At 69.8% G+C, this 25,692-nt stretch carries 24 protein-coding genes; 9 read left to right on the top strand and 15 right to left on the bottom strand.

Features of this window, described 5'->3' with window-relative positions:
• Positions 1 to 41: 41 nt before the first annotated feature.
• Positions 42 to 575 (top strand): CGNR zinc finger domain-containing protein, encoded by a 534-nt coding sequence (locus tag JNUCC0626_RS25665; RefSeq protein WP_394613323.1) that lies wholly within the window; start codon positions 42 to 44, stop codon positions 573 to 575.
• Here JNUCC0626_RS25665 and JNUCC0626_RS25670 read toward each other — a convergent pair.
• On the bottom strand, positions 562 to 3,696 hold the full coding sequence (locus tag JNUCC0626_RS25670) for a BTAD domain-containing putative transcriptional regulator (RefSeq protein WP_394613324.1): 3,135 nt from the start codon (positions 3,694 to 3,696) through the stop codon (positions 562 to 564). The two genes, JNUCC0626_RS25665 and JNUCC0626_RS25670, sit on opposite strands and share 14 nt — an antisense overlap.
• Positions 3,697 to 3,802: 106 nt before the next feature.
• Here JNUCC0626_RS25670 and JNUCC0626_RS25675 point away from each other — a divergent pair, with 106 nt between their 5' ends.
• On the top strand, positions 3,803 to 4,204 hold the full coding sequence (locus JNUCC0626_RS25675; RefSeq protein ID WP_394613325.1) for a hypothetical protein: 402 nt from the start codon (positions 3,803 to 3,805) through the stop codon (positions 4,202 to 4,204).
• Positions 4,201 to 5,424, top strand: coding sequence for an MFS transporter (locus tag JNUCC0626_RS25680; protein WP_394613326.1), 1,224 nt, complete (start codon positions 4,201 to 4,203; stop codon positions 5,422 to 5,424). The genes JNUCC0626_RS25675 and JNUCC0626_RS25680 overlap by 4 nt, the downstream gene beginning before the upstream one ends.
• A gap of 150 nt (positions 5,425 to 5,574) precedes the next feature.
• Here the strand turns inward: JNUCC0626_RS25680 and JNUCC0626_RS25685 are convergent, their stop codons facing one another.
• Positions 5,575 to 6,222, bottom strand: coding sequence for a fasciclin domain-containing protein (locus JNUCC0626_RS25685; RefSeq protein ID WP_394613327.1), 648 nt, complete (start codon positions 6,220 to 6,222; stop codon positions 5,575 to 5,577).
• Positions 6,223 to 6,424: 202 nt separating this feature from the next.
• Here JNUCC0626_RS25685 and sigK point away from each other — a divergent pair, with 202 nt between their 5' ends.
• The 3 genes from sigK to JNUCC0626_RS25700 are packed head-to-tail and all read left to right on the top strand — an operon-like array spanning position 6,425 to position 8,136.
• The gene (gene sigK / locus JNUCC0626_RS25690; protein WP_394613328.1) at positions 6,425 to 7,024 is read left to right on the top strand and encodes an ECF RNA polymerase sigma factor SigK; all 600 of its coding nucleotides are present in this window, start codon (positions 6,425 to 6,427) and stop codon (positions 7,022 to 7,024) included.
• Complete coding sequence (locus JNUCC0626_RS25695; protein ID WP_394613329.1) at positions 7,021 to 7,740, top strand: anti-sigma factor; 720 nt, start codon at positions 7,021 to 7,023, stop codon at positions 7,738 to 7,740. Before sigK ends, JNUCC0626_RS25695 begins: the two co-directional genes overlap by 4 nt.
• Before the next feature lie 45 nt (positions 7,741 to 7,785).
• Positions 7,786 to 8,136 (top strand): VOC family protein, encoded by a 351-nt coding sequence (locus JNUCC0626_RS25700; RefSeq protein ID WP_394613330.1) that lies wholly within the window; start codon positions 7,786 to 7,788, stop codon positions 8,134 to 8,136.
• A 1-nt stretch (position 8,137) separates the two neighbouring features.
• Here JNUCC0626_RS25700 and JNUCC0626_RS25705 read toward each other — a convergent pair whose 3' ends face one another.
• Both JNUCC0626_RS25705 and JNUCC0626_RS25710 read right to left on the bottom strand, forming a co-directional pair.
• Complete coding sequence (locus JNUCC0626_RS25705; RefSeq protein WP_394613331.1) at positions 8,138 to 9,790, bottom strand: methyltransferase; 1,653 nt, start codon at positions 9,788 to 9,790, stop codon at positions 8,138 to 8,140.
• A gap of 19 nt (positions 9,791 to 9,809) precedes the next feature.
• On the bottom strand, positions 9,810 to 10,958 hold the full coding sequence (locus JNUCC0626_RS25710) for a 4-hydroxybenzoate 3-monooxygenase (RefSeq protein ID WP_394613332.1): 1,149 nt from the start codon (positions 10,956 to 10,958) through the stop codon (positions 9,810 to 9,812).
• 212 nt (positions 10,959 to 11,170) lie between these two features.
• Between JNUCC0626_RS25710 and JNUCC0626_RS25715 the strand changes: the two genes are divergently transcribed.
• The 3 genes from JNUCC0626_RS25715 to JNUCC0626_RS25725 are packed head-to-tail and all read left to right on the top strand — an operon-like array spanning position 11,171 to position 14,842.
• Positions 11,171 to 12,175 (top strand): fatty acid desaturase family protein, encoded by a 1,005-nt coding sequence (locus JNUCC0626_RS25715; protein ID WP_394613333.1) that lies wholly within the window; start codon positions 11,171 to 11,173, stop codon positions 12,173 to 12,175.
• Positions 12,176 to 12,226: 51 nt separating this feature from the next.
• A complete protein-coding gene (locus tag JNUCC0626_RS25720) occupies positions 12,227 to 14,089 on the top strand; it encodes a hypothetical protein (RefSeq protein WP_394613334.1) in 1,863 nt (620 codons plus the stop codon).
• Positions 14,090 to 14,140: 51 nt separating this feature from the next.
• Positions 14,141 to 14,842: an SDR family oxidoreductase gene (locus tag JNUCC0626_RS25725; protein ID WP_394613335.1), complete on the top strand. Its 702-nt coding sequence runs from the start codon at positions 14,141 to 14,143 to the stop codon at positions 14,840 to 14,842.
• Between the two features lie 3 nt (positions 14,843 to 14,845).
• On the opposite strand, the gene JNUCC0626_RS25730 is transcribed toward JNUCC0626_RS25725, so the two are convergent.
• The 11 genes from JNUCC0626_RS25730 to JNUCC0626_RS25780 form a co-directional block, all read right to left on the bottom strand.
• Positions 14,846 to 16,021, bottom strand: coding sequence for a cytochrome P450 (locus tag JNUCC0626_RS25730; RefSeq protein WP_394613336.1), 1,176 nt, complete (start codon positions 16,019 to 16,021; stop codon positions 14,846 to 14,848).
• A gap of 32 nt (positions 16,022 to 16,053) precedes the next feature.
• Complete coding sequence (locus JNUCC0626_RS25735; protein WP_394613337.1) at positions 16,054 to 16,836, bottom strand: ABC transporter permease; 783 nt, start codon at positions 16,834 to 16,836, stop codon at positions 16,054 to 16,056.
• Complete coding sequence (locus tag JNUCC0626_RS25740) at positions 16,833 to 17,759, bottom strand: ATP-binding cassette domain-containing protein (protein ID WP_394613338.1); 927 nt, start codon at positions 17,757 to 17,759, stop codon at positions 16,833 to 16,835. The genes JNUCC0626_RS25735 and JNUCC0626_RS25740 overlap by 4 nt, the downstream gene beginning before the upstream one ends.
• Positions 17,760 to 17,770: 11 nt before the next feature.
• A complete protein-coding gene (locus JNUCC0626_RS25745; protein WP_394613339.1) occupies positions 17,771 to 18,613 on the bottom strand; it encodes a DUF4097 family beta strand repeat-containing protein in 843 nt (280 codons plus the stop codon).
• A gap of 68 nt (positions 18,614 to 18,681) precedes the next feature.
• Positions 18,682 to 19,203: a ribbon-helix-helix protein, CopG family gene (locus JNUCC0626_RS25750; protein WP_394613340.1), complete on the bottom strand. Its 522-nt coding sequence runs from the start codon at positions 19,201 to 19,203 to the stop codon at positions 18,682 to 18,684.
• Between the two features lie 110 nt (positions 19,204 to 19,313).
• Positions 19,314 to 20,099, bottom strand: coding sequence for a TIGR02452 family protein (locus JNUCC0626_RS25755; RefSeq protein ID WP_394613341.1), 786 nt, complete (start codon positions 20,097 to 20,099; stop codon positions 19,314 to 19,316).
• Positions 20,100 to 20,142: 43 nt separating this feature from the next.
• Positions 20,143 to 21,129 carry a hypothetical protein gene (locus tag JNUCC0626_RS25760; protein ID WP_394613342.1) on the bottom strand — a complete coding sequence of 329 codons (987 nt, stop codon included), beginning with the start codon at positions 21,127 to 21,129 and terminating at the stop codon, positions 20,143 to 20,145.
• Positions 21,130 to 21,182: 53 nt separating this feature from the next.
• The gene (locus JNUCC0626_RS25765; RefSeq protein ID WP_394613343.1) at positions 21,183 to 21,614 is read right to left on the bottom strand and encodes a universal stress protein; all 432 of its coding nucleotides are present in this window, start codon (positions 21,612 to 21,614) and stop codon (positions 21,183 to 21,185) included.
• 2 nt (positions 21,615 to 21,616) lie between these two features.
• Positions 21,617 to 22,849: an arsenic transporter gene (locus JNUCC0626_RS25770; protein ID WP_394622096.1), complete on the bottom strand. Its 1,233-nt coding sequence runs from the start codon at positions 22,847 to 22,849 to the stop codon at positions 21,617 to 21,619.
• Between the two features lie 69 nt (positions 22,850 to 22,918).
• Positions 22,919 to 23,377, bottom strand: a complete 459-nt coding sequence (locus JNUCC0626_RS25775; RefSeq protein ID WP_394613344.1) for a (2Fe-2S)-binding protein — start codon at positions 23,375 to 23,377, stop codon at positions 22,919 to 22,921.
• A 9-nt stretch (positions 23,378 to 23,386) separates the two neighbouring features.
• On the bottom strand, positions 23,387 to 25,600 hold the full coding sequence (locus JNUCC0626_RS25780) for a xanthine dehydrogenase family protein molybdopterin-binding subunit (protein WP_394613345.1): 2,214 nt from the start codon (positions 25,598 to 25,600) through the stop codon (positions 23,387 to 23,389).
• Positions 25,601 to 25,692: the final 92 nt, after the last annotated feature.

Genomic DNA, 25,692 nt, shown 5'->3' on the forward strand with positions numbered 1-25,692 from the left:
CAGAGCGCGCGTAACCTGTCAAGGCGGTTAGGATTACGGGCATGGCGTTTGTGTTCATCGGTGGCCACGTGGCGTTGGACCTCATCGGCACCATGGGGCGCTGGCGCACGGAACGGATCGAACTGCTCGACGGCCCCGACCGGCTGGCGCGGTGGTGCGTCGACGCGGGCGTGGTCGACGACGAACCCGTGGTGCGCGTGGCGGATCTGGAGCGGGCACGAGCGTTGCGGGCCGCGATCTACCGGCTGGCCACCGGGTCCGGCGACGGCGAGGACCGGCGGACGGTGAACGACGTGGCCGCTGCCGCTCCGGTCAGTCTGCGGCTCGGCGACGACGGTGCCGCGATCCGCAGCGGTGACATCGGTTCCGCACTGTCCACTGTGGCCCGTGCCGCCGTGGAACTGTTGACCGGACCGGAGCTGGAGAACGTGCGCGAGTGCGGGTACGACACCTGCACCCGGCTCTACGTCGACCACTCCGCACGCGGCTCGCGGCGGTGGTGCGACATGAAGAAGTGCGGCAACCGGGCCAAGGCGCAGGCTTTCCGCGACCGGCAGAACCTCACCGCCCGGTGAGTGCCGTGACCTCCTCGTCGGTCAGCTGCGCGCCGCGTTCGAACGCCCGCGCGAACGCCTGATCACCCAGCGCGGAACGGGCTGCACCACCGATGCGGTCGACGTCTCCGCGTTCGGCCGGTGGCAACGGCGCGTCGACACTGCGACGGGCCGCGTCGGCAGCCCCGAGCAGCACTGCCGCGCGTTCCGGGACGACGGACGCGCCCGCAAGACCTTCCAGCGACAGGGCCAACGCCCGCGGTTCAGCGAGTTCGCGGGCCAGGTCGAGGCCGCGCAGGTGGTGCGCAGCGGCGGTCTCGGGGTCGCCGCGCAGTTCGGCGAGAAAACCGAACTCCGCGCACAGCAGGTGATCGCCCGCCGGCGAGGAGAGGTCGGCGTGGTCGTCGCGGATGCGGGTGAGGTGGTGCTCGGCGGCGTCGAGGTCGCCGGAGCGGCGGGCGCCCAGCGCCAGGCCCATCTCCGCGTGGATCTGGCCGTAGCTGTAGCCGTGGTCGACGGCGATGCGGTGGGCTCGCTGGTGGAGGTCGCGCGCCCTTTCCCAGTCGCGGTCGAGCAACGCCAGGCGGCCCAGGCCGGACAACCGGGCGGCCACTTCCGCTTGTAGCCCGAGCTCTCGCGCGATCGTCAAGCCCTCGTGTTGCAGGCGAGCCGCGTAGCCGTAGTCGCCCTTGATCTCGGCGAGGGTGGCCAGCGACGGGATGGTCTGCATCTCGCCCCAGCGGTCGCCGAGGTCGCGGAACAACTCGGCGCTGCGGCGGCCGTCTCGCCCCAGGGCGGCCAGGTCACCGCGCACCAGGGCGAGCATCGCGTTCAGGCCCAAGGAAGCAGCGATGCCCCAGTGGTCACCGTCCGCGGTGAACCGGGTCAGGGCTCGGGTGTTCACCTCGTGGCTCGACGCCACGTCCCCCGCGCTGAACAGGCCGTAGGCGCAGAGCCACGACGCACGGGCGGGCACCTCGAACTCCACCGCCGCCACGTGGTCGCCGTTGAGCAGGGAGAACGCGCCGTGCAGCGCGGCCAGTTCCGGCGTGCCGGCACCACCGCGCAGGACGGACGCGAGTGCGCGGCGGCCCTCGGTCAGGCGGCCGCGCAGGAGCCACCACCACGACAGGGCCTGCACGAGCCGGACGGCCTCGGGAGATCCGCCGGCGTGGTCCAGGGCCGCACGCAGGTTGCCCGCGTCGGCGTCGAGGCGGGTGAGCCAGATCCGTTGCTCGGCACCGCGCAACAACGGTTCGGCGCGTTCGGCCACCGCCAGGTAGTGCCGGAGGTGACGGTCGCGCGCCGCGGTGAAGTCCGCCATCTCGTGCAGACGTTCGGTGGCGTAAGCGGAAACGGACTCCAGCAGGCGGTAGCGACGCCCCGCCGGACCCTCCGCCACGACGACCAGGGAACGGTCGACCAGCCGCGTGACGAGGTCGAGGACTTCGGCCCGGGTCACGCCGTCGCCGGCGCAGACCTCTTCTGCCGCACCGAGATCGCAGCCGTCGCTGTGCACGGCCAGGCGGCGCAGCACGATGCGTTCCGGCGCGCTGAGCAGCTCCCAGCTCCAGTCGATCATCGCGCGCAACGTCTGCTGGCGGGCGGGAGCACCGCGCCGGCCCAGCGTCAGGATCGAGAACCTGTCACTCAGCCGCACCGCCAGTTCCCGCACGCCCAACGCGCGCACGCGGGTCGCCGCGAGTTCCAGGGCGAGCGGAATCCCGTCCAGGCGGTGGCAGATCTCGGCGACCGCGGCGAGGTCGGCCGGATCGCAGTCCTCGAGCCGGGAAGGAAATCCGGGTGCGGATGAGGCGGCGCGCGTGACGAAGAGCCGGTGCGCGTCGTCACGCGGCAGTGGTTCGACGGCGAAGACGCCTTCCCCCGCCAGGCCGAGAGGTTCCTGACTGGTCACGATCACCGCGAGGCCACGGGCGTTGCGCAGCAACAGATCGGTGAGCTCGGCGGCCGCGTCGATGACGTGCTCGCAGTTGTCCAGCACCAGCAACGTCCGCCGGTCGCGCAACGCCGTCGCCAGGCGCTGCACGGACGTCGTCTCACCACCGGCGGAGCCCGGCAACGGCGCGTCGTCCCGGATGCTCAGCACGGCCGCGATCACCTGGGCGAGGTCCGCGACCGCAGCCGACCGCAGGCCCGCGAACTCGACGAACCACACGCCGTCCGGGAAATCCTCGGGCCGCACCAGCGCTTCCTGCGCCGCCGCGGCGACGGCGAGGCTGGACTTGCCGACGCCGCCCGGCCCGGTGAGCGTCACGAGCCGGGCCGTCGACCGCAGTTCGGCCAGCTGCGCCAACGCCTTCTCCCGCCCGACGAGCGGCGTCAGGGCGTTCGGCAGGTTCGTCTGCACCGGCCGAACGACCACCTCGGCCACGCTCTCCCCAGGCGCTCCCAGTTCGGCGTCCTGGCGCAGCATCGCCTGGTGCAACGCGCGCAGCTCGGGGCTCGGGTCGATGCCCAGTTCCTCGGCCAGCCGGGTACGCAGGTCCTCGTACGACGTGAGCGCCTCACTCTGCCGCCCGGTCAGGTACAACGCCCGCATCTGCACGGCCCGCAGGCTTTCCCGCAACGGGTGCGCGGCCACGACGGACGCGAGTTCGCCGACCGCGAGCGCGTGGTCACCGGCCTCCAAGCGGGCCTTCGCCTGCTCCTCGACGACCGACAGCCGCAACTCGGTCAACCGGTGAGCCGCCGACCGCACGAACTCCTCGTCCGCGAAGTCCGCGAAAGCCGCGCCACGCCACAGGTCCAGCGCCTCGGTCAGCACCGAGGCCCGCGCAGACGAGTCCACTGTGGTCCGAGCCTGGGCCACCAGATCGCGGAACCGAGATGCGTCCAGATCCCCGGCGCCGTCGAGCCGCAGCAGGTACCCCGGTGGCTGCCGGACGATCCGGTCCCTGCCGAGGATGCGCCGCAACTGGGAGATCTTCGCCTGCAACGCTCCGGCGGGCTTGCCCGGCGGGTGATCACCCCACAGGTGCTGGATGAGGGTGTCCGCGGCCACCGGGTCGCCGTCCTGCGCCACCAGCGCCGCGAGCAACGCCCGCACCTTGAGCTCCGGGACGGTGACCGGTTCCCCCTCCTCGTCCCACACCGCGAGCGGGCCGAGCACCCCGAACCGCATGCACCACTCCCCTGATGTCACGTCGTGATCGACCGCAAGCCGATCGTAAGCGAGTCCGAAGCCCCTCCCGGCACGGTGGCCCAACACGTGGGAGGGAGCGGAACGCATGACGAAGTACGCGGGCACACGGGCAGCGGTCGTCGTGGCGGCGGGCGACATCAGCCTCGCCATCGCCAAGCGACTCGCCGAGGGTGGCGCGCGGGTCGTGCTGACCGCGGACACCGAGGACAGGCGCGCGGAGGCACGAGCCGAAGTGGGTTCGGCGGCGCAGGCCGTCGCACCGGCGGAGGTCACCGCGGCCCTCGGACACCAGCGCGTCGACTTCCTGTTCACCGACGCGGTGGCGGGCACGTCCCCGCTGCTGCCGGGGCAGCGCCGAGGAGGTGGCCCGCGTCACGCTCTTCCTCGCCACCGAGGCGACGTGCACCACCGGCGCCCACGTCCCCGTCGACGGTGGCCTCAACCACCGATGATCACGTCCGCAGGAGAACCGGAGCACGCCACATGAGTGCAACACCAGAAACCACTTATGGCACGGGTTCCGTGCCAGCAGCGGGGACGGACGGACAGCGGCTGCCCCGGTTCGCCCTGCTGTCCCTCGCGACCGCCGTGTTCATCACGAGCCTCACCGAGACGTTGCCCGCGGGCCTGCTGCCGGCGATGAGCGGGTCGCTCGGCGTGAGCGAGTCCGCGACCGGCCAGACCGTCACGATCTACGCCCTCGGCACGGTGCTGACCGCGATCCCGCTGTCGTCGATGACGGCGGGTTGGCGGCGCAAGAAGCTGCTGCTGACCTCGATGGCGGGCTTCGCCGTGGCCAACACGGTCACGGCCGTGTCGTCGGTCTACAGCGTGACGATGGTGGCCCGGTTCGTCGCCGGTGTCGCCGCCGGTCTCGCGTGGGCGTTGCTCGCGGGCTACGCGCGGCGCATGGTCGCCACCCACCTGCAGGGCCGGGCGATCGCGATCGCCATGGCCGGCATTCCCGTGGCGCTGTGCCTGGGCGTGCCCGCCGGTACGTTCCTCGGCCAGGTCGCGGGCTGGCGCACGGCGTTCTGGTCGATGACCGTGCTGACCGTGATCCTGCTGGTCTGGATCGTGGTGGCGGTGCCGGACTACCCCGGCTCGAAGGCTGGCGAACGGCCGAAGATGCTGGCGACGCTGAAGGTTCCCGGTGTGACGCCGGTGCTGTTCGTGACGCTCGTCTTCGTGCTGGCGCACACGATCCTGTACGCCTACATCGCGTCGTTCCTCGCGGGCCTCGGCATGGGTGACCAGACCGGTCTGGTGCTGCTGATCTTCGGCATCGCCTCGATCGTGAGCATCTGGCTCGTCGGCGCCCAGATCCACCGCAGGCTGCGGGCGTTCTCGGTAGCGAGCGCGTTGCTCGTCGCGGTCGCGGCGCTGATGCTCGCCACGATCGCGAAGGACCCGCTGCTCGTCTACGTCGCCGCGGCGCTCTGGGGTCTCGGCTGGGGTGGCGTGCCGACGCTGTTGCAGACCGCGGCGGGCGACGCCGGTGGCGAGTCTGCGGACGCGGCACAGGCGATGCTCGTCACGTTGTGGAACGTCGCGATGGCCGCCGGCGGTGTGATCGGCGGCCTGCTGCTCGATTTGAGCGGAAGCGGTTCGTTCCCGTGGACGGTGCTGGTGCTCGTGTTGCCGGTACTCGCCGTAATCGTCGCCTCGAGCAGGCACGGTTTCCCCGCACAGCACACCACCGGCTGATAAGAGCACGTCAGCTCAGTCGAGGAACGGCCGCCGAAAGCCGCACGATTGCGCGGCTTTCGGCGGTTGTTGTCGTCGTGCGGCCACTCGCCGGTCCCGGATTTCGCGATTTCACGCGACGTTCCGGAAGAAATTCCGTGCCGCAGACAATCAGGCGGGGAGCAGAACCGAGTCGATCAGGTAGACGGTCGCGTTGGCGGTGTGCACGCCGCCGCAGATCACGTTGGCGTCGTTGACCTTCAGCGCGTCCTTGGTACCGGTGACCTTGACGGTGCCGGTCTCGACGGTCTTCTGGTCGCCCACGATCTTGTCGGGCGTGATCTGGCCGGGGACGACGTGGTACGTGAGGATCTTGGTCAGCAGAGCGTCGTCGGTCTTGAGCTTCTCGATGGTGGCGGCGTCGATCTTCGCGAAGGCCGAGTCGACCGGCGCGAAGACGGTGAACTCAGCGCCGTTCAACGTCGAGACCAGGTTCACCTTCGGGTTGAGCTTGCCGGAAACGGCGTCCACCAGCGTCTTGAGCAGCGGGTTGTTCGACGCCGCCACCGCCACCGGGTCAGCGGCCATGCCCGCGACGGAACCGGCGCCGGACGGCACCTGCTTCGCGTAGTCCGCACAGCCGGGGCCGACGAGGTCCTTGGCCGGGTCGGCCATGGCGGCGGACGAGGTGGTGGTCGGGGCGGCCGCGGTCGAAGAGCTGCCACTGCTGGCCATGTCACCCGAACCGCACGCCGCGCCGAACAGGGCGAGCGAGGCGGCGCCGACGGCAAGGACGGTGTTGCGAACGGTCTTGTTCATGACGAGACATCTCCAAGGGGTGATCGAGCAGTTGCTGCCCGTGATTCGCCGCCCCTTGAAGGGCAGATTGGCGGGGTTATCGATCCGTTACCAAACAGCCCGCGTTTCCCCGGACACCGAACAAAAGACGACTCATTCAGGACCGATCCAAAGACGCGTCTGCTGCGAACACCAAGCGACAACGCAGTGGAGAGGACCTCGGATGCCAGAGCGTGAGCGGGCGCTGCAAAGCCTGCAGAGCACTCCGCGGGACGTCGGCCCCACCGCCGACGAGCTGCTCCCCCTGGTCGCCCGGGGGGACGAGGCCGCGTTCGAGCGGCTCTACGACGTGGTGTCCGGCTCGGTGTTCGGGCTCATCAGACGGGTCGTGCGCGACCAGGCGCAGTCGGAGGAGGTGTTCCAGGAGGTGATGCTCGAAGTGTGGCGGACGGCGACCAGGTTCGACGCCGAACGCGGCAGTGCCACCGCCTGGATCCTCACGCTGACGCACCGCAGAGCCGTCGACCGGGTGCGGTCCGCCCAGGCGGCGACACATCGCGAGGACCGCGCGGCGCGGCTCGATCCGGGCAGGCCGTTCGACGAGGTGAGCGAACAGGTCGACGGCAAGCTCGAGCAACGCCAGGTGCGCCGCTGTCTGAGCTTCCTGACCGAACTGCAGCGCGAGTCCGTGCTGCTCGCCTACTACCAGGGCTACTCCTATCCGGAGGTCGCGAGCCTGCTGGGCATCCCGCTCGGCACGGTCAAGACCCGGATGCGCGACGGCCTGATCAGACTCCGAGACTGCATGGGGGTGACCGGATGAGGACCACATCCGCAGATCTGCACACGCTCACCGGTGCCTACGCCGTGAACGCGTTGTCGGACGACGAACGCACCGCGTTCGAGGCGCACCTGGCCGGGTGCGAGCCGTGCTCGCTGGAGGTCGCCGAACTCGCCGCGACCGCAGCGCGACTTGGTGCTGCCGTCGAATCGCCGCCACCGCCTCAGTTGCGGGCCCGCGTGCTCGCCGCCGCGGCCGAGACGCGGCAGGTCTCCCCACACGTCACCAAGATCTCCGACCGCAGGAGACTCAGGTGGGCCGGCGGGTTGCTCGCCGCCGCCTGCCTCGCCGCCGTGGTCGTCGTGACCGTGCAGAACGTCGAGACCGCCGACGAACGCAGGCTGGCGCAGCTCTCCAGCGAGTACAGCCGGTTCTCGGACCTGCTGTCCACTCCGGACGCGAAGCTGATCAGCGGCACGGCACCGAACGGCGCCACCGGCACGGCCGTCATCTCGGTCAGCCGGGACGAGGCGTTGTTCCTCGCCAAGAACCTGCCCAAGCCGGCGGACGGCAAGACCTACCAGCTCTGGTTGCTCGGCAGCGGCGGCGAACGCTCTGCGGGACTCGTCGCGCCGGGCTCGGGGCCGACCGTGGTGACGGGACTGACCGGCGCCGACCAGGTCGCGCTCACCGTCGAACCGGTCGGTGGGTCGGAGAAGCCGACGACTTCCCCGGTGATGTCGATGAACATCGTCTAGCAACCAGGGCAGTCGTTGTCCTCATTCGACGTCATCATGCTCCGCATGATCGGACGTTGGCACGGCCTGGTGATCGACTGCCCTGACCCGCAAGGGCTCGCGGAGTTCTACGAGAAGTTGCTCGGCATGGTCCGGGTCCAGGACGACGGCGCGTTCGTCGTCATCGGTGACGCCCCGGACCGGCCCGGCGTCGCGTTCGCGCGCGTCGAAGGGTGGGTACCGCCGAACTGGCCGGACGAAACCGCGCACATGCATTTCGACGTGCGGGTGGACGACCGGGAGTTGGCGGGCAAGCAGGTGCTGGAACTGGGTGCGCGCAGGCTGCCCGGCGGTGGCGAGTCGTTCGACGTCTACGCCGACCCCGCCGGGCACCCGTTCTGCCTCGTGGCCTGGTGACTTACGTCAGGCGGAAGCGCAGGACGTGCGCGTCCAACGGCAGCGCGTTCGTCTCGACGAGTTCGAACCCGGCCTCGGCGAGCAACGCGCGGTAGTGCGACTCGGTGCGCTCACGGCCACCGGTGTTGCACATCATGTGGATGTCCCACGGGATGGCGAGCGACTCGGCCCCGCCGTTCTCGGGCAGAAGTCGTTCGATCACCAGGAGTTCGGCGTGCGCGGGCATGTTGCGCGCGCACGTCGCCAGGATCGTGCGGCACTGCTCGTCGTCCCAGTCGTGCAGCACGCGCGACAGCAGGTAGATGTCACCGCCGCCGGGCAGAGCACGGGTGAAGTCGCCAGGCACCAGAGACACGCGGTCCGCGAGGTCGGCGAGGCGCGGTTCGGCGGCCGCCAGGGCGTTCGGCAGGTCGAGCAGCACGCCCCGCAACGCCGGATTCGCGTGCAGCACGCGGGAAAGCAGCTCGCCGTTGCCGCCGGCCACGTCCACGACCGTGCGGGCGCGGGAGAAGTCCACGACCTTGGTGACGCCGGTGAACATCGCGTTGCTCGCGGCCATGGAACCGTGGAACAGCTCGGCCAGCGCCGGATCGCCCGCCATGTGCGCGAAGTGGTGCGCGCCGAAGGCTTTCGCGTACGACTCCTCACCGCTGCGCACGGACTCGGTGAGTTCCGCGAACGACCGGTAGAACGGGCCGCCGTACATCAACGCGAGCGGGCGCATCGACCCGGTGAGGTCCGAGCGCAGCAACGTCCCGAGGTCGGTGAGGCCGTACCGCTCGCCGGCCACGTGCACGACGCCGAGGGAGTCCAGGTACCGCAACAACCTGGCGAGCGCCTGGGGTTCGGTGCCGGTGGCGGCCGCGAGACCCGGCAGGTCCTCGATCGTGCCGAGGTGGTCGAGCAACCGCAGTTCGGCCGCCGTCGCGATGGCCTGCGTCGCCCACGCGCCGGTCAGCAGGCGCAACAACTCCGTACCCGCGCAGGACTCGCGCTGGTGCACGGCCTGCAGCTGCGGGAATCGCCCGGCCGCGATCAGCTCCAGGCGGCGGAACGCGAAGTCGGCGCTGTGCTCGTCGCGGAAGTAGAGGACCGAGTTGTTCTCGTAGCCGTTGTAGCCACCGCCGTCCGGGCGCATCACGCCGGCGATCATCGTGCGCAATCCGCGCAGCAGCACCGGATCCGGCCTGCGCACGGCCAGCGCGACGTGGTTCTCGTGCTGGTGGCGGCGTTCGTCCTCGGCGATGTGCGCCAGCTCCGGCGGCGTCACCATCACGAAGATCTCCAGCTCGCACGGCCAGCCGTTGCGATCGGGCACGGGCGCGCGCAGGATGCCGATGTTCAGGTCGGCGACGGGCACGGAGTAGCGGGCGCTCAGGCGTTCGCGGACGACGACGCTCGGGGTCATCGTGCCGACCTGGAGGCCGAGGCGGGCGAGCTCGTCCGTGAGCCCCACCAGGGTTTCCGGGAAGATCAGCAACGCGGCGTGGTCCAGGGACGCATGCCGCGTAATGGCGACGCGCTGGTCCTTGGGCAGCGACGGCACGGCGGCGGCGAGCGCCGTGTGCGTGTCGTGCCTGCCGATGAGGGAGATCGCGGCGGTCAACCGGCCGAGGTCGGCGGCGGCGATGACGGGTGTTGTGGTCGAGATCATGATGGCGGTTCCCGGTGGCTCAGATGCCGACGTAGTGCTCGGCGAAGAAGTTCTGGTGGGCACGGCAGTCGCGCAGGCTGTGCAGCCGGGCTCGCCGCAGAGCGCGGTGGAAGTCGTCGTCCGGCGCGTGCAGGAGGTCGATCATCCAGCGCGAGAACTCCTGCGCCCGCCAGACGCGGGGCAGGCAGGTGCGCGAGTACTCGGCCAGCGGCCGTTCGTCGTCGCGCAGCAGAGCCGAGGTGAGCGCGGACGCCAGCACCTCGGCCTCCATGATCGCCAGGTTGGCACCCTTGGCGGCGGACGGGCTGATGTGGCTCGCCGCGTCCCCGACGAGGAACAGCCTGTCGTGCTGGATCTCCTCGCCGACCTCGGAGCGCAGTCGCACGACCCGGCGTTCGATGATCGGGCCTTCCTTCAACTGCCCGAAGTCGTCGACGCGCATCCGGGTGCGCAACGCGGCCCAGATCCGTTCGTCGGACCAGGCCTCCTGGTCGTCGCCGGGAGGGACCTGGAGGTAGTAGCGGGTCACCTCGGGGCTGCGCGCCATGTGGCCCGCGAAGCCGTCGTCGTGGATCGCGTACGTCACCGCGGCCATGCTCTGCGGTGCCTCGGCGAGCACGGCGAGCCAGCTGATGCCGTGGTCCGCGACGGAACGCCGACCGGGCACCGCGGTGCGCGAGATGCCGTTGCTGCCGTCGCACCCGGCCAGAAACCGGCCGCCGACAACGCTTTCGCCCTGCTCGTCGCGGTAACGGATCGTCGCGGTGCCGGAATCCACACCGGTGACGGTGACACCGAACCGGATCTCGCCGCCGCGGTCGAGGTACTCCGCGATCAGGTCCGTGACGAGATCCTGCTGCGGGTACACGGTGTGCACCTCACCCCGTCCGAGAGCGGAGTAGTCGAGCTCGAACTCCCCGTCCTCGCCCCGGAAAGCGCAGACGCCGTGCGACCGTCCTTTGTGGAGCATCCCGGCGCCGAGGCCGTGCTCGGACAGCACACGCGCACTGTTCGGACCCAAAAAGCCTGCCCTGGCGCGGGTTTGCACCTGCTCCCGGCTCGCCCGTTCGACGACGAGGGTGCGAATCCCTTGCGCCTGCAACAAGTTGCCTAACACGAGCCCCGCCGGCCCCGCGCCCGCGATGAGCACGGTGGTGGTGTCGACCACGCCTGTTGGTCCTCTCTACCGATCAATTTCGGCAGCACTGGACCTCAACGCCGCGTGCGCGTGCGCGCGGCTCGCCGGAGATGAAGATCATGATCACTCCATCGTGTCCGTGCGGAACGACGCGGTACCGGTTTCGGGGCCGCCGCTCGTGGTTGGTAACAACTTCATCGGCCGTGCATGACTTCGTCGCCGCCATCCGGCATTCTGCGCAAATGGTGCTTCGCCCGGCGAGCGACTTCGCCCAGTTGTCCGTCCTGATCAAACAGGCCGGTCTCCTCGAACGACGACGTGGTCACTACTACGCCCGGATCGGGGTGAATCTCGCCGTCTACGCGGCGACCTGGGTGGCGTTCGCGCTGCTGGGCGACTCGTGGTGGCAACTCCTGGTCGCGGCCGTCCTGGCGGCGATGACGACGCAACTCGCGTTCATCGGCCACGACGCGGGCCACAAGCAGATCTTCGCCTCGCGGCGGTGGAACGAGGTCGTCGGCTACGTCCACAGCGGCATCGTGGGCGTCAGCTACGACTGGTGGGTCGGCAAGCACAGCCGTCACCACGCCAACCCGAACCACGAGGACGAGGACCCGGACGTCGACATCTCGGTGCTGGCGTTCACGCAACGCCAGGGCGAGGCGAAGAGCGGCGCGCTGCGCTGGATCGCGTCGAAGCAGGCCGTGCTGTTCTTCCCGTTGCTGTTCCTCGAAGGCTTCGCGCTGCACTGGCACTCGATCCGCCACTCCGGCCGCGAACGGGTCGTGATGATCGCGAACGTCGTGGTGTACCTCGCGGTGGTGTTCTGGGTGCTCTCCCCCGTCTACGCCGTCGCGTTCGTCCTGGTGCACCAGGCGTTGTGGGGCTTCTACATGGGATGTTCCTTCGCCCCCAACCACAAGGGCATGCCGGTGCTGTCCGCCGGGCACACGCTCGACTTCCTGCGCAAGCAGGTGCTCACGTCGCGCAACATCCGCGGCGGCTGGTTCACCGACGTCCTGCTGGGCGGGCTGAACTACCAGATCGAGCACCACCTGTTCCCGAGCATGCCCCGGCCCTCGCTGCGGCACGCGCAGTCGATCGTGCAGAACTTCTGCGCGCAAAGGGGCATCTCGTACGCCCAGTGCGGCCTCTTCCGCTCGTACGGGTACGTGCTGGAACACCTGCACGAGGTCGGCACCGCTTTGTCCGAAAGTGGACAGAGGTCGCTCAAAACGCCCGCCTGACCCCCAGGCACTGATTTCCTCGGTTCGGAGAGTCCGAACTGGGGAGTTCAGATGCACAAAAGGCTATTTGGCGTGCTCACGGCCGGTGTGGCCATGGCTCTGGTGGCCGGCGGGCAGTCTGCGGCAGAGCCCGTGGCGACGCCGGTCCAGCCCGATCCGATGCTCGCGTTCCTGCCCGCCGAGGCGCAGGTCGACTGGGCCGCCGTGCAGCGCGGCCGGGACGTTCGCAAGCAGAACCGCGCGCAGTCGCGGGCGGCGGCGAAGAGCGCGAGCCAGCCGTTGAGCTACACCGAGAAGGAGACCGGACAGGGCGCGAACGACGCGCCCTCGAAGGCCGAACACGTGGCCGGCTTCGGCACGGGCCGCGGCAAGAACCCGAAGCTCACGATCACCGGTGGCCTCGCGGGCGACCCGGCGATCCCGGTCGCGCAGCCGTTCGCCGAGACGAACGACGCCATCCCGCTCGCGAGCGCGGTCACCTCGCCGCTGAAGACCAGCGGCAAGATCGGCGACGGCCCGCACGGCAGCACCGGCAGCGGTGCCAAGACCGGCGACCACGACTTCTACAAGCTGTCCGGTGGCACGACGGGCAAGACCGTCGTCGTCACGACCGACACGCCGTCCGGTGACCTCGACACGCTGCTCGTCACGTTCGACGCGAACGGCATGCTGCTGCAGAACAACGACAACCTCGCCGGCACCACCGACAGCAGGCTCGTCGTCGGTGTGCCCGCCGGTCAGGACGTCTACGTCCTGGTCACGTCGGCCGGTCCGGGCGGCATCCCGTCCGACCCGATGAAGCCCGGCACCGGCAAGCAGGTCCTCACCGAGGGCGCCTACGACATCACGTTCGCCGAGAGCGAGCCCGACAAGGACTACTTCTCGGTCGACCTCAAGGCCGGTGACGTGCTCGGCGCGTCGGCCGCGGGCAAGGCGACCAGGGTCGTGATCCACGACCCGGCCGGGCGTGAGGTCTTCGGTTCGTCGCAGGACTTCAGCTTCCTGTACGCCGACAACTCGCCGCTGCCCGCCGGGGGCAACGCCGTCGCGGACTTCGTGGCGCCGAAGGACGGTCGCTACACCGTCGGTGCCGAGAACGGCGACGGGCGCTACGACGTCACGGTCGAGGCCTACCGGCCGGGCTCCGAACTGAACCCGCGGCCCGAGGTGCTCACGGTCTTCCTCGACTTCAACGGCGCGCGCGTCAACACCCGCGTCTACAGCAACGAGCCGACGGCCGGCAACAAGGACCTCTCGCCGTTGAAGAAGTTCCTGCCCGGCTGGGGCCTCACCGACGCCGACGAGAACAAGATCATCGACGGCGTCGTCGCCACCGTGCGCGAGAACATCGAGAAGGACCTGGCCGCGAAGGGCACCAACAAGCGGTTCGGCGTGCGGATCCTGAACAGCCGCGACCACGCCGACCCGTGGGGCCAGCCGAACGTGAGCCGCGTCGTCGTCGGTGGCTCGATCGCCGAGTCCGGCATCCAGACCGTCGGCATCGCGCAGTCGATCGACGCGGGCAACTTCGGCAAGGAGGAGACCGCGTTGGTGCTGCTGGACATCCTGAGCGCTCCGGCCGCCCAGACCGGCACCTCGCTGAACCGCTACATCACGCCCGCCAGCGACAAGACCACGTTCATCGGCCGCGCGATCGGCAACATCGTGGCGCACGAGGCCGGTCACATGTCCGGCAGCTGGCACACCGACCAGTTCAACGCCCTCGACGCGATCATGGACCAGGGCGGCAACCCGAAGGGCATGTTCGGCGTGGGCCCGGACGCGATCGGCGGCACGGCCGACGACGTCGACGTGGACTTCCACGAGGACGTGCTCAACCCCAACGAGGGCTTCACCGGCCTGGAGGACACCCTCAACCGCACGGCCTGGGGTTACACCAAGGGCAGCAACTGACGGTCCGATTCCCGCCAGATTCTCTGCGGTGATCCCGGCAGGCTCGACGGCATGGGATCACTTGAGGGGAAAGCGGCTCTCGTCACCGGCGGGAGCCGCGGCATCGGGGCCGCGGTGGCGCGGAAGCTGTCCGAGCTCGGCGCCCTGGTCGCCGTGACGTACCAGAACACCAAGCCGGACAACGGTTTCGCGATCCAGGCCGACAGCGCCGACCCGGACGCGGTGGTGGCGGCGGTCGACCAGACCGCCGTCCACTTCGGACGGTTGGACGTGCTCGTGAACAACGCGGCGGTCTTCCAGGTGGGACCACTGGACGAACTCGGCCGGGAAGAGTTCGACCACACCATGGCCGTGAACGTGCGCGCGCCGTTCCTCGCGGCGCGCGCGGCGGCCAAGCACATGGTGCACGGGGGAAGGATCATCAGCATCGGCAGCAACGTCGCCGTGCACGCGCCGTTCCCCGGCTTCGCCCTGTACTCGGCGAGCAAGACGGCGCTGGTCGGGATGACGAAGGGACTCGCGCGGGACCTGGGCCCGTCGGGCATCACCGCGAACGTCGTCAACCCGGGCCCCACGGACACGGACATGAATCCGGCGGACGGCCCGATGGCGGACACTATCCGCGGCCTGACCGCGCTGGGGCGTTACGGGAAAGCAGAGGAGATCGCCGCCGTCGTGGCGGCTCTGGCCGGCGAGGCCGGTGCGTACGTCACCGGTGCCAGCATCAACGTCGACGGTGGCTTCACCGTCTGACGGTCACCACCCGACGGGCAGGGCGTGCACGCCGTAGATGTTCATGTCCGTCCTGAGCTTCACCTCGCGGGCGGGTACCGCGAGGTGCAGGCTCGGGAACCGGCGCAGCAACCCCTCGAACCCGGCGCGCATCTCGATGCGGGCCAGCTGCTGGCCGAGGCACTGGTGCACACCGTGTCCGAACGCCAGGTGGCCGCGGGCGTTGCGGTGCACGTCCAACTCGTCGGCGTCCTCGTACCGCGCCGGGTCGTGGTTGCCCGCCAGCAGCGACAGCACCACCATCGACCCCTCGCGGATCGTCTCCCCGAAGAACTCGACGTCCTCCGCCGCGTACCGGAAGAAGATGTCGCCGACCGCGAGGTAGCGCAGCAGTTCCTCGACGGCGTCGGGGATCAGCTCCGGGTTCTCCCGCAGCGCCGCGAGCTGGTCCGGGTGCTCCAGCAACGCGAAAGTGCCCAGCGCCAACATGTTCGCCGTCGTCTCGTGGCCCGCGAGCAGCAGCAGGAACGCCATGCCCGTCAGTTCCTCGAGGCTCAGGTCCTCGTCCTTCGCGAGGTCCGACAGCAGGTCGTCGGCCGGTTCCGCGCGCTTGGCGGCGCACAGCTCGTACAGGTAGGTGTTCATCGCCATGTACGCGGCCATCTTGTCCTCCAGGTTCACCTGCCTCTCCATGAACTTCGAGGAGTTGTGCTGGAAGCTGTCTCGGTCGGCGTACGGCACGCCGAGGATCTCGCAGATCACCAGGGACGGCACGGGCAGCGCGAACGCCTGCACGAGGTCGACCGGCGGGGTGAGCTTCGCCAGTTCGTCCAGCTGCCGTTCGGTGATCTCGTGGATGCCCTCTTCGAGAGCCTTCATCCGCCGGACCGTGAACGCCCCGGTGAGCTTGCGGCGCAACCGGGTGTGGTCCGGCGGGTCCATCGCGATGAACAGGCCGGGCGTCTGCGGGACCGGTTCGGTCATCTCCGGCATGCCGGGCGTCGGGAACGGCACGTGGATGATGCCGAGGTCCTGCCGGCTGCTGAACCTGGTGTCGGACAACGCTTGCCGGACGGCGTCGTAGCCGGTGATCAGCCAGCCCTCGTGGCCGTCGGGGAAGAGCATCGGGCTGACCGGACGCGACGCGCGCACCTTCGTGATCTCGCTGGGCGGATCGAACGGCGTGACGTCGCGATCCATGGGAAGACCGTGCAACATCAGAGGTTTCTCCTTCAGCGGGTGGATTCGCGGTTGAAGAGCTTCTTGGACCAGAGGAAACCGCCGACCCCGATGACGACGCACCAGGCGAAGGCGATGTAGCCGCTGTTGCCGATCTCCGTGCCCATCAGCAGGCCGCGAAGGGCGTCGATGAACGGGGTGAACGGCTGGTATTCGGCGAACCAGCGCAGCACGGTCGGCATCGAGTCGGTGGGCACGAAACCGTTGCCGAAGAACGGAAGCAGGATCAGCGGCAGGCCGACGTTGCTGGACGACTCGACGGACTTGCTGACCAGGCCGAGCGCGGCGGAGAACCAGATCAGCGCGAACGACATGCCGATCAGCAGGCCGGCGATCACGAGCCACTCCAGCGCGTTCGCCTGCGGCCGGAAGCCGATCGCGACCGCGATGCCGAACACGAACGTCATGGCCAGCACGGTCTGCAGCAGGCTGCCCACGACGTGTCCGGTGAGGACGGACACCCGCGCGATCTTCATGGTGCGAAAGCGGTCGACGATGCCCTCGGTCATGTCCATCGCGATCGAGATGCTCGTGCCCTGCACGGCCGCGGTGATCGCCATCAGGATGATCGTCGGCGTGACGTAGTTGAGGTACTCGGCTCTGCCGCCGCTCGGACCGCCGAGGCCCGCGCCGAGCGTGCCGCCGAAGACGTAGACGAACAGCAGCAGGAACACGACGGGCATGATCAGCAGCTGGAACGTGAGCGACGGGTAGCGGACCATCCGCTTGAGGTTGCGGCGGATCATCGTCGCCGAGTCGGTCAGGACGTAGGTCATGGCTGGCGCACCTTCTCGGTCAGGGCGAGGAAGACGTCGTCGAGGTCGGGGGTGTGGGTGCTGAGCGAGTCGACCTGCACCGAGTTGTCGTCCAGGTGGTCGAGCAACGCCTTGAGCGAGCGGACGCTGCCGTCGCTCGGCACGCGCAGGGCGAGCGCGTCGCCGTCGCGGCTGGCGTCGCGGACGACCCGGAGCGCGGCGTCGAGGTGTTCGAGGTCGTGGAACTGCAGCAGGACGTGCCCGCCGGGGATGCGGCGCTTGAGCTCGTCCGCGGTGCCCTCGGCGACGATCTTCCCGTTGTCCAGCACCGCGATCCGGTCCGCGAGCTCGTCCGCCTCCTCCAGGTACTGGGTGGTCAGGAAGATCGTGATGCCGCTCGCGACCAGGTCCCGCACGATGCCCCACATGGTGCGGCGGCTGCGCGGGTCGAGGCCCGTGGTCGGTTCGTCGAGGAAGATCACCTGCGGCGTCCCGACCAGCGTCATGGCGAGGTCGAGCCGGCGCCGCATGCCGCCCGAGTAGGTGCTCGCGGACTTGTCGGCCGCGTCCACCAGGTCGAACTGCGCCAGCAGCTGCTCGGCCTTGCGCTTGCCATCGGCCTTGCCGAGGTGGTGCAGGTCGGCCATGAGCTTGAGGTTCTCGCGGCCCGTCATCAGGTTGTCGACGGCGGAGAACTGGCCGGTGACACCGATCGCGGCCCGCACGTCGTCGGGGTCGTTCGCCACGTCGTGGCCCGCGACGGACGCGCTGCCGCCGTGCGCCGCGATCAACGTGGAGAGGATCTTGACGGTGGTGGTCTTGCCGGCGCCGTTCGCGCCGAGCAACGAGAAGACGGTGCCGCGCTGGACGTTCAGGTCCACGCCCTTGAGCACCTCGGTGTCGCCGTACGAGCGGCGCAGGCCTCTTGCCGTGATCGCGTTCAACGTCGTTCCCCTCAGGCGCGGCGGACGGAGATGTCGCCGAAAGCGGTGTGTGCGGTGACTTTGACGGTCTGCGCGGCGCCGCCGGGACCGTCGCTGCCCTCGAGCGTGTTGCTGACGCGGCCGAACGAGGTCTTGGCGTCGATCCACGCGGCGGTGCCCTCGGCGATGCCGAGTTCGATGCCGCCCATCGCGGTGTTCAGCGTGACGGTGTCGCGGACGACCTCGCCGACCTCGATGGAGCCCATCGCGGTCCGGGCCTCCACCAACGCCCCGGCCCGTTCGACGTTGATGTCGCCGTTGGCCGAACGCGCCCGCAGCTCGCCCTCGACCGTGCCGACGTCGATGTGGCCGTTGGAGTTCTTCACGACCAGCGCGCCCCGGACCGTGCCGATGCGGAGGTGACCGCTGCCGGTCTTGACCTCGGCGTTGCCGGTGACCGCGCCGACCTTGACCTGCCCGGCGCCGGTGTCGGCCTTCAGCGCGCCCGTCCGGTCGAGGTGGATGTTGCCCGCGGACAGGTCGACCTCGGTCACGCCGAGCACGCCGCTGGTGCGGACGCTGCCGGCCGTCACGTCGAGGTCCACTTTGGACCCGGCGGGCAGCTCGATCGTGATGTCGACCGACCTGGTCTTCTTCGAGAAGTCGAACGTCCGCTTCGGCCCGCGCACCATCAGCGTGCCGTCGGCGTAGTCGACGGTGGTCTTCCGCGCGGCCTCCACGTCCGACGAGTCGTGCGCGTCGGACGGCCGCACCTCGACCGTCGTGGTGGTGCGGTCGGTCGCGACGATCTGGACGTGGCCCGCGTAGACGTCGAGCAGTACGGAAATCGGTTCCGGCGTGTCGAAAGAAGGCATGGCTGTCCCCTCAGAAGGTGGTGGTGGAACATCCCCGCAGGTCGGGGCGAAGTGGTGAAAGGCTGTGGTTAGCGGACCCAGCCGACGAAACGCGTCGAGCCGGTGATCTCGGACGTGATGGTGTCGGCGAGGGTTTCGCGCTTCGGGCTCAGCTGGGCCGACGCGGCGCGCACGAGCCACGCGTTGATCGAGCGGCCCTCCTTGGCCGCGGCCTCGTCGATGGCGGCCTTGAGCGGCTCGGGCAGCCGGACGTTGATGCGCACGGTGGTGCCGTCGTCGAACCCGGCCGCGACGTCCTCGGCGGGCGGCGCGGGAGCGGGCTCCGGCGCGGCGGCCGCGGGCGTCGGCGTCTGGCGGTTCACGACGAACTTCGGGTCACGGCCCCGCAGCAGCACCTGCACCGAGTCCGGTGCCAGGTCCGCGGTGATCTCGTCGGCGGCCGCGGACAACGCCTCGAGCAGCGCCAGCCGGATCGCCGACTCCATCGTCACGGTCAACCGCTCGACCAGCGCGTTCGCTTCGTCACCGCCGGTTTCGACGGCGGTCAGCAGCTCGCGACCGAGGGAAGCCACATACGGGGTCAGATCCATGGCACCACTATGGCACACGGTGGCACCACCAGCAAGCAATTCTGGCTCAACTTGGCACCATTTTGGCTCACTGCAGGTCAGCGGCGGTGCCACGATGGCTCAGGGGCGGCTCAGGCGAGCGCCGCCTCGAACGCCGCGAACGTCGGCGTCCCCTTCGCGCGGTCCAGCACCGCGAACACCACGTGCTCGAAGTAGCGGTTGTCCCGCAACGCCAGCGCGAAGATCCGCGCCACCGCCTCGGGCTCGTTGCCGAACACCCCGCAGCCCCACGCCCCCAGCACCAGTCGCCGGTGCCCGTGCGACGCCGCCACGTGCAGCACTCGGATGGCCCGCCGCAGCAACGCGACCTCGATGCCCTCGATCCGGTCCGGCTGGCTGCGCAGGATCGCCGTGCGGTTCGGCGCCGCGGCCGTCAGGAACGAGACCGCGTACGGCTCCGGCAGCAGGTTTCCCCTGTCGTCCTTGAAGACCGGGACCTGCGGCGAGTAGATCACCCGGTCGCTGTAGGTCAGGTCCTCGTGGGCGCGGTGGAAGGCGTAGAAGTCGCCGGCCGCGCGCAGCGTGAGGTAGAGCGCCGATCCCCTGGCGACGCTCTCCTCCTGCGCCTGCGCGCCGTTCAGGAAACCGCCGCCGGGGCTGCGGGCCGAGGCGAACACCAGTGCGGCCACGTCGCCGCCGAGACGGCGGGTGGCGTCCAAAGTGGACTCGTTGGTGACGTCGATCCGCACAGCGGACACCTGCGGCGGCAAGGAAAGCACCTCGTCCGGCAGATGCAGGCGAGTTCCGGCGACGGCCGGGGCGACGACGACGCGCACCTCGCCCGCCGGAGTGGAGTAGGAGCCTCGCTCCGAGATGGCCACCGTGTCGTGGGCGATGGCGCGCAACCTGCTGCTCATGATGTCCCGAGTGTGACCGGCGGGCAGCAGGCGGCCAAGCGAGTTAAATCCGGGCGTAGACCTCGGCCACGGCGGCGAAGGCCTCCTTCGGTTCCCAGGTGCCGTCGTCGTACACCTTCACGATGCCAGGGCCTGCCATGTCGAGGTCGCGGCTCGGGTCGTCCGGCCGGTGCGGGTGGCTGGCCAGGGCGAACAGGTAGACGAACGCCGCGTCGACGCCCGCCACCTCGAACGTCTCCAGCACCTCGCGCAGGTACGCGGCCTGCTCGGCCTCGTCGCGGACGTAGCCGTCGAGCACGCGCACCGCACGGCCGGAGGCGTCGTTCTCGACGATCTCCATGCTGCGCGGCGCGACAGCTCCCGACCCACGCCACGCCGCCGTGCCGAAACCGGTGATCGCGACGGGTTTCCCTTCCGCCACCACGTTTCTGATGCTCGCCTCGTACACGTCGGCGACCTCGGCGGACCGGATCAGCTCGAACGACTTGATGTCGAAGATCTCCCAGTCGGGGTTCTCGAACGGGATGCAGGCGTAGGTGACCTTGCCGCCGAAGTGCTGCCGCACAACGGACACGGCCGACGCCAGGAACTCGCGCAGCCGTTCACCGGCCTCCCGCATCCGCTCGGGATGTCCCAGCAACTGCCCCACTCGATCCAGCACGTCGTCGCCGGGCAGGAAACCGGAGTTCATGACGCTGAGCTCGACGCCCGTCACGAACACCACCTCGGCACCAGCCGCCCGCACCCGTTCGGCACGGACGGCGCAGTCGGTGAACAGCGACAGCATCTCGGCGGGCGTCAGTTCCAGCGGATAGGGCGAGAACCAGACCTCCAGCCCCAGGTCCGCCGCGATCTCGGCGGCCCGCTCCAGCCGTTCGGAATCACCACCGACGAGGTGGACGGCGGTGCAGTGCAGGTCGTCCCTGATCACGGTCAGGTCCGCCCGGACCGCGTCGAGGTCGAACTTCGGAACGGAGTTCTCTCCGTGGCGCACGAAACCCGTGTCGTACGCAATGCCTTTGGCGCGCATGCCCCAGAGGGTAGGCGCGAAAAGTGCGTGCGCGCAAGTTTGCACTGACGAAGCTACGAGGGCCAGACCAGCAGCACCGGGCACGTCGCGTGGTCGACCACGAACCGCGTCGCCGGACCGAGGCTGCGCGGACCGGCGTGGCTCACGTCCCCGTCGCGGCACAGCACCAGCAACGACGCACCTTCCGCCGCCGCGACGACTTCGTGCTCCACCCGACCGACCCGCGTCCGCGTCTCGCACGGCACCCCGAGGCGTTCGGCGGCGGCCGCCAGCAGGCGCGTCGAGTGGTCGGCGGCGAGGTCGTCCATCCGCGTGCCGGGGTCCAGCGACGACCGTCCGAACAGCCCGGCGAACGCCCCGTGCGCCGCGCCCGGCACGTCGTGGTCGCTGACGTGCAGCAACAGGAAGTCCGAGCCCTCGTACCCGCGGGCCGCGTCGACGCAGTCCTGCCAGGTGTCGTCGGCGATCCACACGACCACCGTCATGGTCATCCTCCGATCAGCTGCAGGGACGCCCACAGTGCCACGACCGCGCCGACCAGGGTGGCAGGCACGGCGAGCAGACCGAGCTTCGTGAACTCGCCCAGGTTCACCTCGGTGTCGTGGTCGTGCACGATCCGCCGCCACAGCAACGTCGCGAGCGAGCCCGCGTAGGTGAGGTTCGGCCCGAGGTTCACGCCGAGCAGCACCGCCAGCACCACCCCCGGCCCGAACGGCGCGACCAGCGGCAACAGCACCAGCACGGCGGGCAGGTTGTTGATCACGTTGGCGAGCACGGCGGCGACCGCGGCCACCCCGAGCAGGGCGAGCAGCCCCGTGCCGTCCGGGATCGCGTGCCGCAGCAGGTCGTCGAGGCCGTTGTCGACCACCGCCCGCACCACGATCCCCAGCCCGAGCACGAACGCGAGGAACGGCAACGACGTCGCCTTCAGCACCTTGGTGACCGTCGTCCTGCGCAGCGCCAACGCCCGGCCCGCCATCACGAGCGCGCCCGCGCAGGCCGCCCACGCCGGGTCGACGCCGGTGGCCGACGCGACCACGAACCCGACCAGCGTGAGCCCGACGACGGTCAGCGCGAACACCGGCAGTTCGGGCGCGGGCTGCGACAACGGCGCGTGCACCGGCGCGTCCAGGTCCGTGCGGAAGAACCGCCGGAACACCAGGTACTCCACGCCGATCGCCACCACCCACGGCAACGCCATCAGCGCCGCGAACCGCGTGAAGCTCAACCCGCTGGACGCGAACGCGAGGAGGTTCGTCAGGTTCGACACCGGCAGCAGCAGCGACGCGCTGTTGGACAGGTGCGTGCACGCGTAGACGTGCGGCTTCGGCCGGACACCGAGCTGTGCGGCCGTGGCGAACACGACGGGCGTCAGCAGCACGACCGTCGCATCCAGACTCAGCACCGCCGTCGTCACCGAGGCGGTGACGAACACCCCGCCGAGCAACGTCCGGGGCCGCCCACCGGACGCCCGCGCCATCCACGTGCCGCAGGCGTGGAAGAGCCCCTCGTCGTCGCAGAGCTGGGCGAGCACGAGGATCGCGGCCAGGAACCCGATCACGGGCCCGAGCCGCACCGCCTCGTCCACGGCGTGCTCGACCGGCAGCATCCCGGCCACCACGACCAGGATCGCGGCGGGCACTGCCACAACGGCCTCAGGCCAGCCCCACGGCCGGACGACCGCACACACCAGAACGGCCACCAGCAACAAAACGGACAGCGCGAGCACGGGAATCCTCCTGCGCCGGAAGGGATTCCCGGCCGCGCTGACTCTAGGTCCTGCGTGCGCCTAGCTCATCTTGGCCGCCGCGCTCTTGATCGCCTGCCGGATCCGGAAGTACGTCCCGCACCGGCAGACGTTCGCGATCTTGTCGATGTCCGCGTCCGTTATCTGCTTCTTCGTCCGGAGCAACGCGGCCGCGGCCATGATCTGCCCCGGCTGGCAGTACCCGCACTGCGCGACGTCCTGCTCCAGCCAGGCCTCCTGGACGGGGTGCAGGTCGTCCCCGGACGCGAGCCCCTCGATCGTGGTGACCTCCTGCCCCGCGCACTCCGCGACGGGAGTCACGCAAGGCTGGATCTCCGCGCCGTTCAGGTGGGACGTGCAGGCGCGGCAGACACCGATGCCGCAGCCGAACTTCGGCCCGCGCACCCCGAGCTTGTCGCGCAGCACCCAGAGCAGGGCCATGTCGGCGGGCGCCTCGACGGTGACCGGCTTCCCGTTGACGATCATGGTGTAGTCAGGCATGACGCTCCTTCAGCGCGGGAACGGCTCGAAGTCGACCGGGAAGTTGATCGGGAAGCTGCGCGGCACCACACCCGTGGCACGGGCGTAGGCGTTGGCGATGGCACCGACCGCGGCCGGCACGCCCAACTCCCCCGCGCCGCCCGGTTCGCCCGTCGCCGGCATCACGTGGATGCGAACGTCGAGCGGGGCGTCCTTCTGCCGGGCGTAGTGGAACTGCGAGAAGGAGCCTTCGAGCGGCAGGCCCTTGTCGATGTGCAGACCGGCGCGCAACGTGGTGGAGATGGCGTCGGTCAACCCGCCGAGCATCTGCGCTTCCAGGCCGCGCGGGTTGATCGGACGGCCGACGTCGACCGCGATCGTCGCCTTGACCACGCGCGGGTTCTTCGGGTCGCGGGCGTCGATCTCGACCAGGCAGGCCGTGCACGACTTGTACTCGTCGTGGAACCCGATGCCCTGGGCGAAACCGCGAGGCATCGTCTTGCCCCACTGGCCTTCTTCCACGACCTTGTTGAGCACGGCGCGTTGGCGGGCGCTCTTCAGGAACTCGCGGCGGAACGCCACGGGGTCCTTGCCGAGCTTCGCGGCGAGCTGATCGACCAGGATCTCCTCGGCGCCACGGGTGTTCGCCGAGTAGACCGACCGCCACGAGCCGGTGTGCATGCGCAGCGGCACCTCGTTGAGCAACGACGTGACGACGCCGAAGTTGTACGGCACCTTGCACGTCGTGAGGAACACCGTCTGCGCGAACGAGAGGTTGCCCGCGACCGGCAGCTTCGCGGCGGTGGCCGTGAGGATCTCGCCGAGGCCGTGCCGGAAGTCGGTCTCCACAGACGCCACGCGGTGCTCGAACGTCAGCACGTTGCCGAGCGCGAACGTCGCCCGCAGCTTGTGGTGACTCGCCGCGCGGGCCCGGCCGTGCCGCATGTCGTCCTTGCGGTCCCACATCAGCTTCACCGGGCGCCGCAAGGCTTTCGAGATCTGCGCGGCCTCGATCGCGGCGTCGAAGAACAGCCTGCGTCCGAACGACCCGCCGCCCTGCATGACGTGCACGGTCACCGCGGACTCCGGCAGCCCGATGGCCGCCGCGATGGTCTGCTTCGCCACGATCGGCGACTTCAGCCCCGCCCAGATCTCCGCCCGGTCCTCACGGACGTCCGCGATCGCCGAGTTCGTCTCCATCGGCGCGTGGCTGACGAACGCGAAGTCGAACTCCATGTCGACGTGCTGGGTCAGCAGCGGCGGCACGATGAACGGCAGCGCGGCGGCCTTCAGCTTGTCGCGGATCTCCTTGTCCGACAACGCGTCGATCGTGCCCGCGTTCCAGGTGACCTTCAGCGCGTCCCGGGCGGCCATGGCCTGCCCGAACGTCTCGGCGACCACCGCGACCCCGGTCGGCACGACCCCGATCGCGAGCACGCCGGGCATCGCCTTGGCGGCCGCCGAGTCGACCGACTTCACCGACCCGTTGATCGTCGGCGGGCGCCGCACGACCGTCGGCATGGCGCCGGGCACGTCCTGGTCGAGCGTGTACTCGAACTGACCGGTGACCATCGCGCGGGCGTCGATGCGCGACTGCGGGGTGCCGACGAGCCGGTGTTCCGAGGCCGGTTTCGGTTGTGCGGCAAAGACTCCGGTGAGCTGCGCGGCCGCCGACGTCAACAGGCCGTAGAGGATCGGCCGCCCGTCCGGCAGGATCACCGCACCGTCGCGGGTGGACAGCCGGTCGACGGCCACGCCGTGCTGCTTCGCCGCCGCCGCGAGCAGTCTGGCGCGGGCCGCGGCCGCCGCCTGCCGGACCGGTCCGTAGACCGACCGCATCGTGTTGGAACCACCGGTGAGCTGGTTCATCAGCAACTCGGGCCGCGCGTCGGCCAGCGTCACGCGCACCTTGCCCAGCGACAGGTCGAGTTCCTCGGCGACGAGCATCGCGCACGCCGTGGTGATGCCCTGGCCGACCTCCGCACGGGGCAGGTCGAGGGTCACGACGCCGTCCTCACCGACGCTGAGCACCGCGAGCGCGCCCGCCGTCGGAGTACCGGCCAGGATCAGAACATCGCCGAGATCCAGGATCTCGGCCGGTTGCGGCAGCGTCGGGATGACGGCCTCGGCCGTACCGGGAACCGCGACGGTGAGCACCGGCGCGGCGACCAGGAACGTGAGGAACTGCCGACGACGAACCGGGACCCGCGTCTCGGGGACCGGGACTTCGTTGTCACAGGTCATGTACTCGTCAACGACATCCGGCGGAGCAGGGTACGACTGTCAGCCGATCGAGTTCAGGCCGAACAGCCGATCACCGTAACTGCGTCTCCGCA

This window comes from Lentzea sp. JNUCC 0626 (assembly GCF_043632865.1).
In the GTDB taxonomy this organism is placed as follows: Bacteria; Actinomycetota; Actinomycetes; order Mycobacteriales; family Pseudonocardiaceae; genus Lentzea.

Bases quoted from the DNA above. Each gene is read 5' to 3' on its own strand.
- JNUCC0626_RS25665 (WP_394613323.1), top strand. From the start codon at position 42: ATGGCGTTTGTGTTCATCGGTGGCCACGTGGCGTTGGACCTCATCGGC.
- JNUCC0626_RS25670 (WP_394613324.1), bottom strand. From the start codon at position 3,696: ATGCGGTTCGGGGTGCTCGGCCCGCTCGCGGTGTGGGACGAGGAGGGG.
- JNUCC0626_RS25675 (WP_394613325.1), top strand. From the start codon at position 3,803: ATGACGAAGTACGCGGGCACACGGGCAGCGGTCGTCGTGGCGGCGGGC.
- JNUCC0626_RS25680 (WP_394613326.1), top strand. From the start codon at position 4,201: ATGAGTGCAACACCAGAAACCACTTATGGCACGGGTTCCGTGCCAGCA.
- JNUCC0626_RS25685 (WP_394613327.1), bottom strand. From the start codon at position 6,222: ATGAACAAGACCGTTCGCAACACCGTCCTTGCCGTCGGCGCCGCCTCG.
- sigK (WP_394613328.1), top strand. From the start codon at position 6,425: ATGCCAGAGCGTGAGCGGGCGCTGCAAAGCCTGCAGAGCACTCCGCGG.
- JNUCC0626_RS25695 (WP_394613329.1), top strand. From the start codon at position 7,021: ATGAGGACCACATCCGCAGATCTGCACACGCTCACCGGTGCCTACGCC.
- JNUCC0626_RS25700 (WP_394613330.1), top strand. From the start codon at position 7,786: ATGATCGGACGTTGGCACGGCCTGGTGATCGACTGCCCTGACCCGCAA.
- JNUCC0626_RS25705 (WP_394613331.1), bottom strand. From the start codon at position 9,790: ATGATCTCGACCACAACACCCGTCATCGCCGCCGCCGACCTCGGCCGG.
- JNUCC0626_RS25715 (WP_394613333.1), top strand. From the start codon at position 11,171: ATGGTGCTTCGCCCGGCGAGCGACTTCGCCCAGTTGTCCGTCCTGATC.
- JNUCC0626_RS25720 (WP_394613334.1), top strand. From the start codon at position 12,227: ATGCACAAAAGGCTATTTGGCGTGCTCACGGCCGGTGTGGCCATGGCT.
- JNUCC0626_RS25725 (WP_394613335.1), top strand. From the start codon at position 14,141: ATGGGATCACTTGAGGGGAAAGCGGCTCTCGTCACCGGCGGGAGCCGC.
- JNUCC0626_RS25730 (WP_394613336.1), bottom strand. From the start codon at position 16,021: ATGGATCGCGACGTCACGCCGTTCGATCCGCCCAGCGAGATCACGAAG.
- JNUCC0626_RS25735 (WP_394613337.1), bottom strand. From the start codon at position 16,836: ATGACCTACGTCCTGACCGACTCGGCGACGATGATCCGCCGCAACCTC.
- JNUCC0626_RS25745 (WP_394613339.1), bottom strand. From the start codon at position 18,613: ATGCCTTCTTTCGACACGCCGGAACCGATTTCCGTACTGCTCGACGTC.
- JNUCC0626_RS25750 (WP_394613340.1), bottom strand. From the start codon at position 19,203: ATGGATCTGACCCCGTATGTGGCTTCCCTCGGTCGCGAGCTGCTGACC.
- JNUCC0626_RS25755 (WP_394613341.1), bottom strand. From the start codon at position 20,099: ATGAGCAGCAGGTTGCGCGCCATCGCCCACGACACGGTGGCCATCTCG.
- JNUCC0626_RS25760 (WP_394613342.1), bottom strand. From the start codon at position 21,129: ATGCGCGCCAAAGGCATTGCGTACGACACGGGTTTCGTGCGCCACGGA.
- JNUCC0626_RS25765 (WP_394613343.1), bottom strand. From the start codon at position 21,614: ATGACGGTGGTCGTGTGGATCGCCGACGACACCTGGCAGGACTGCGTC.
- JNUCC0626_RS25775 (WP_394613344.1), bottom strand. From the start codon at position 23,377: ATGCCTGACTACACCATGATCGTCAACGGGAAGCCGGTCACCGTCGAG.
- JNUCC0626_RS25780 (WP_394613345.1), bottom strand. From the start codon at position 25,600: ATGACCTGTGACAACGAAGTCCCGGTCCCCGAGACGCGGGTCCCGGTT.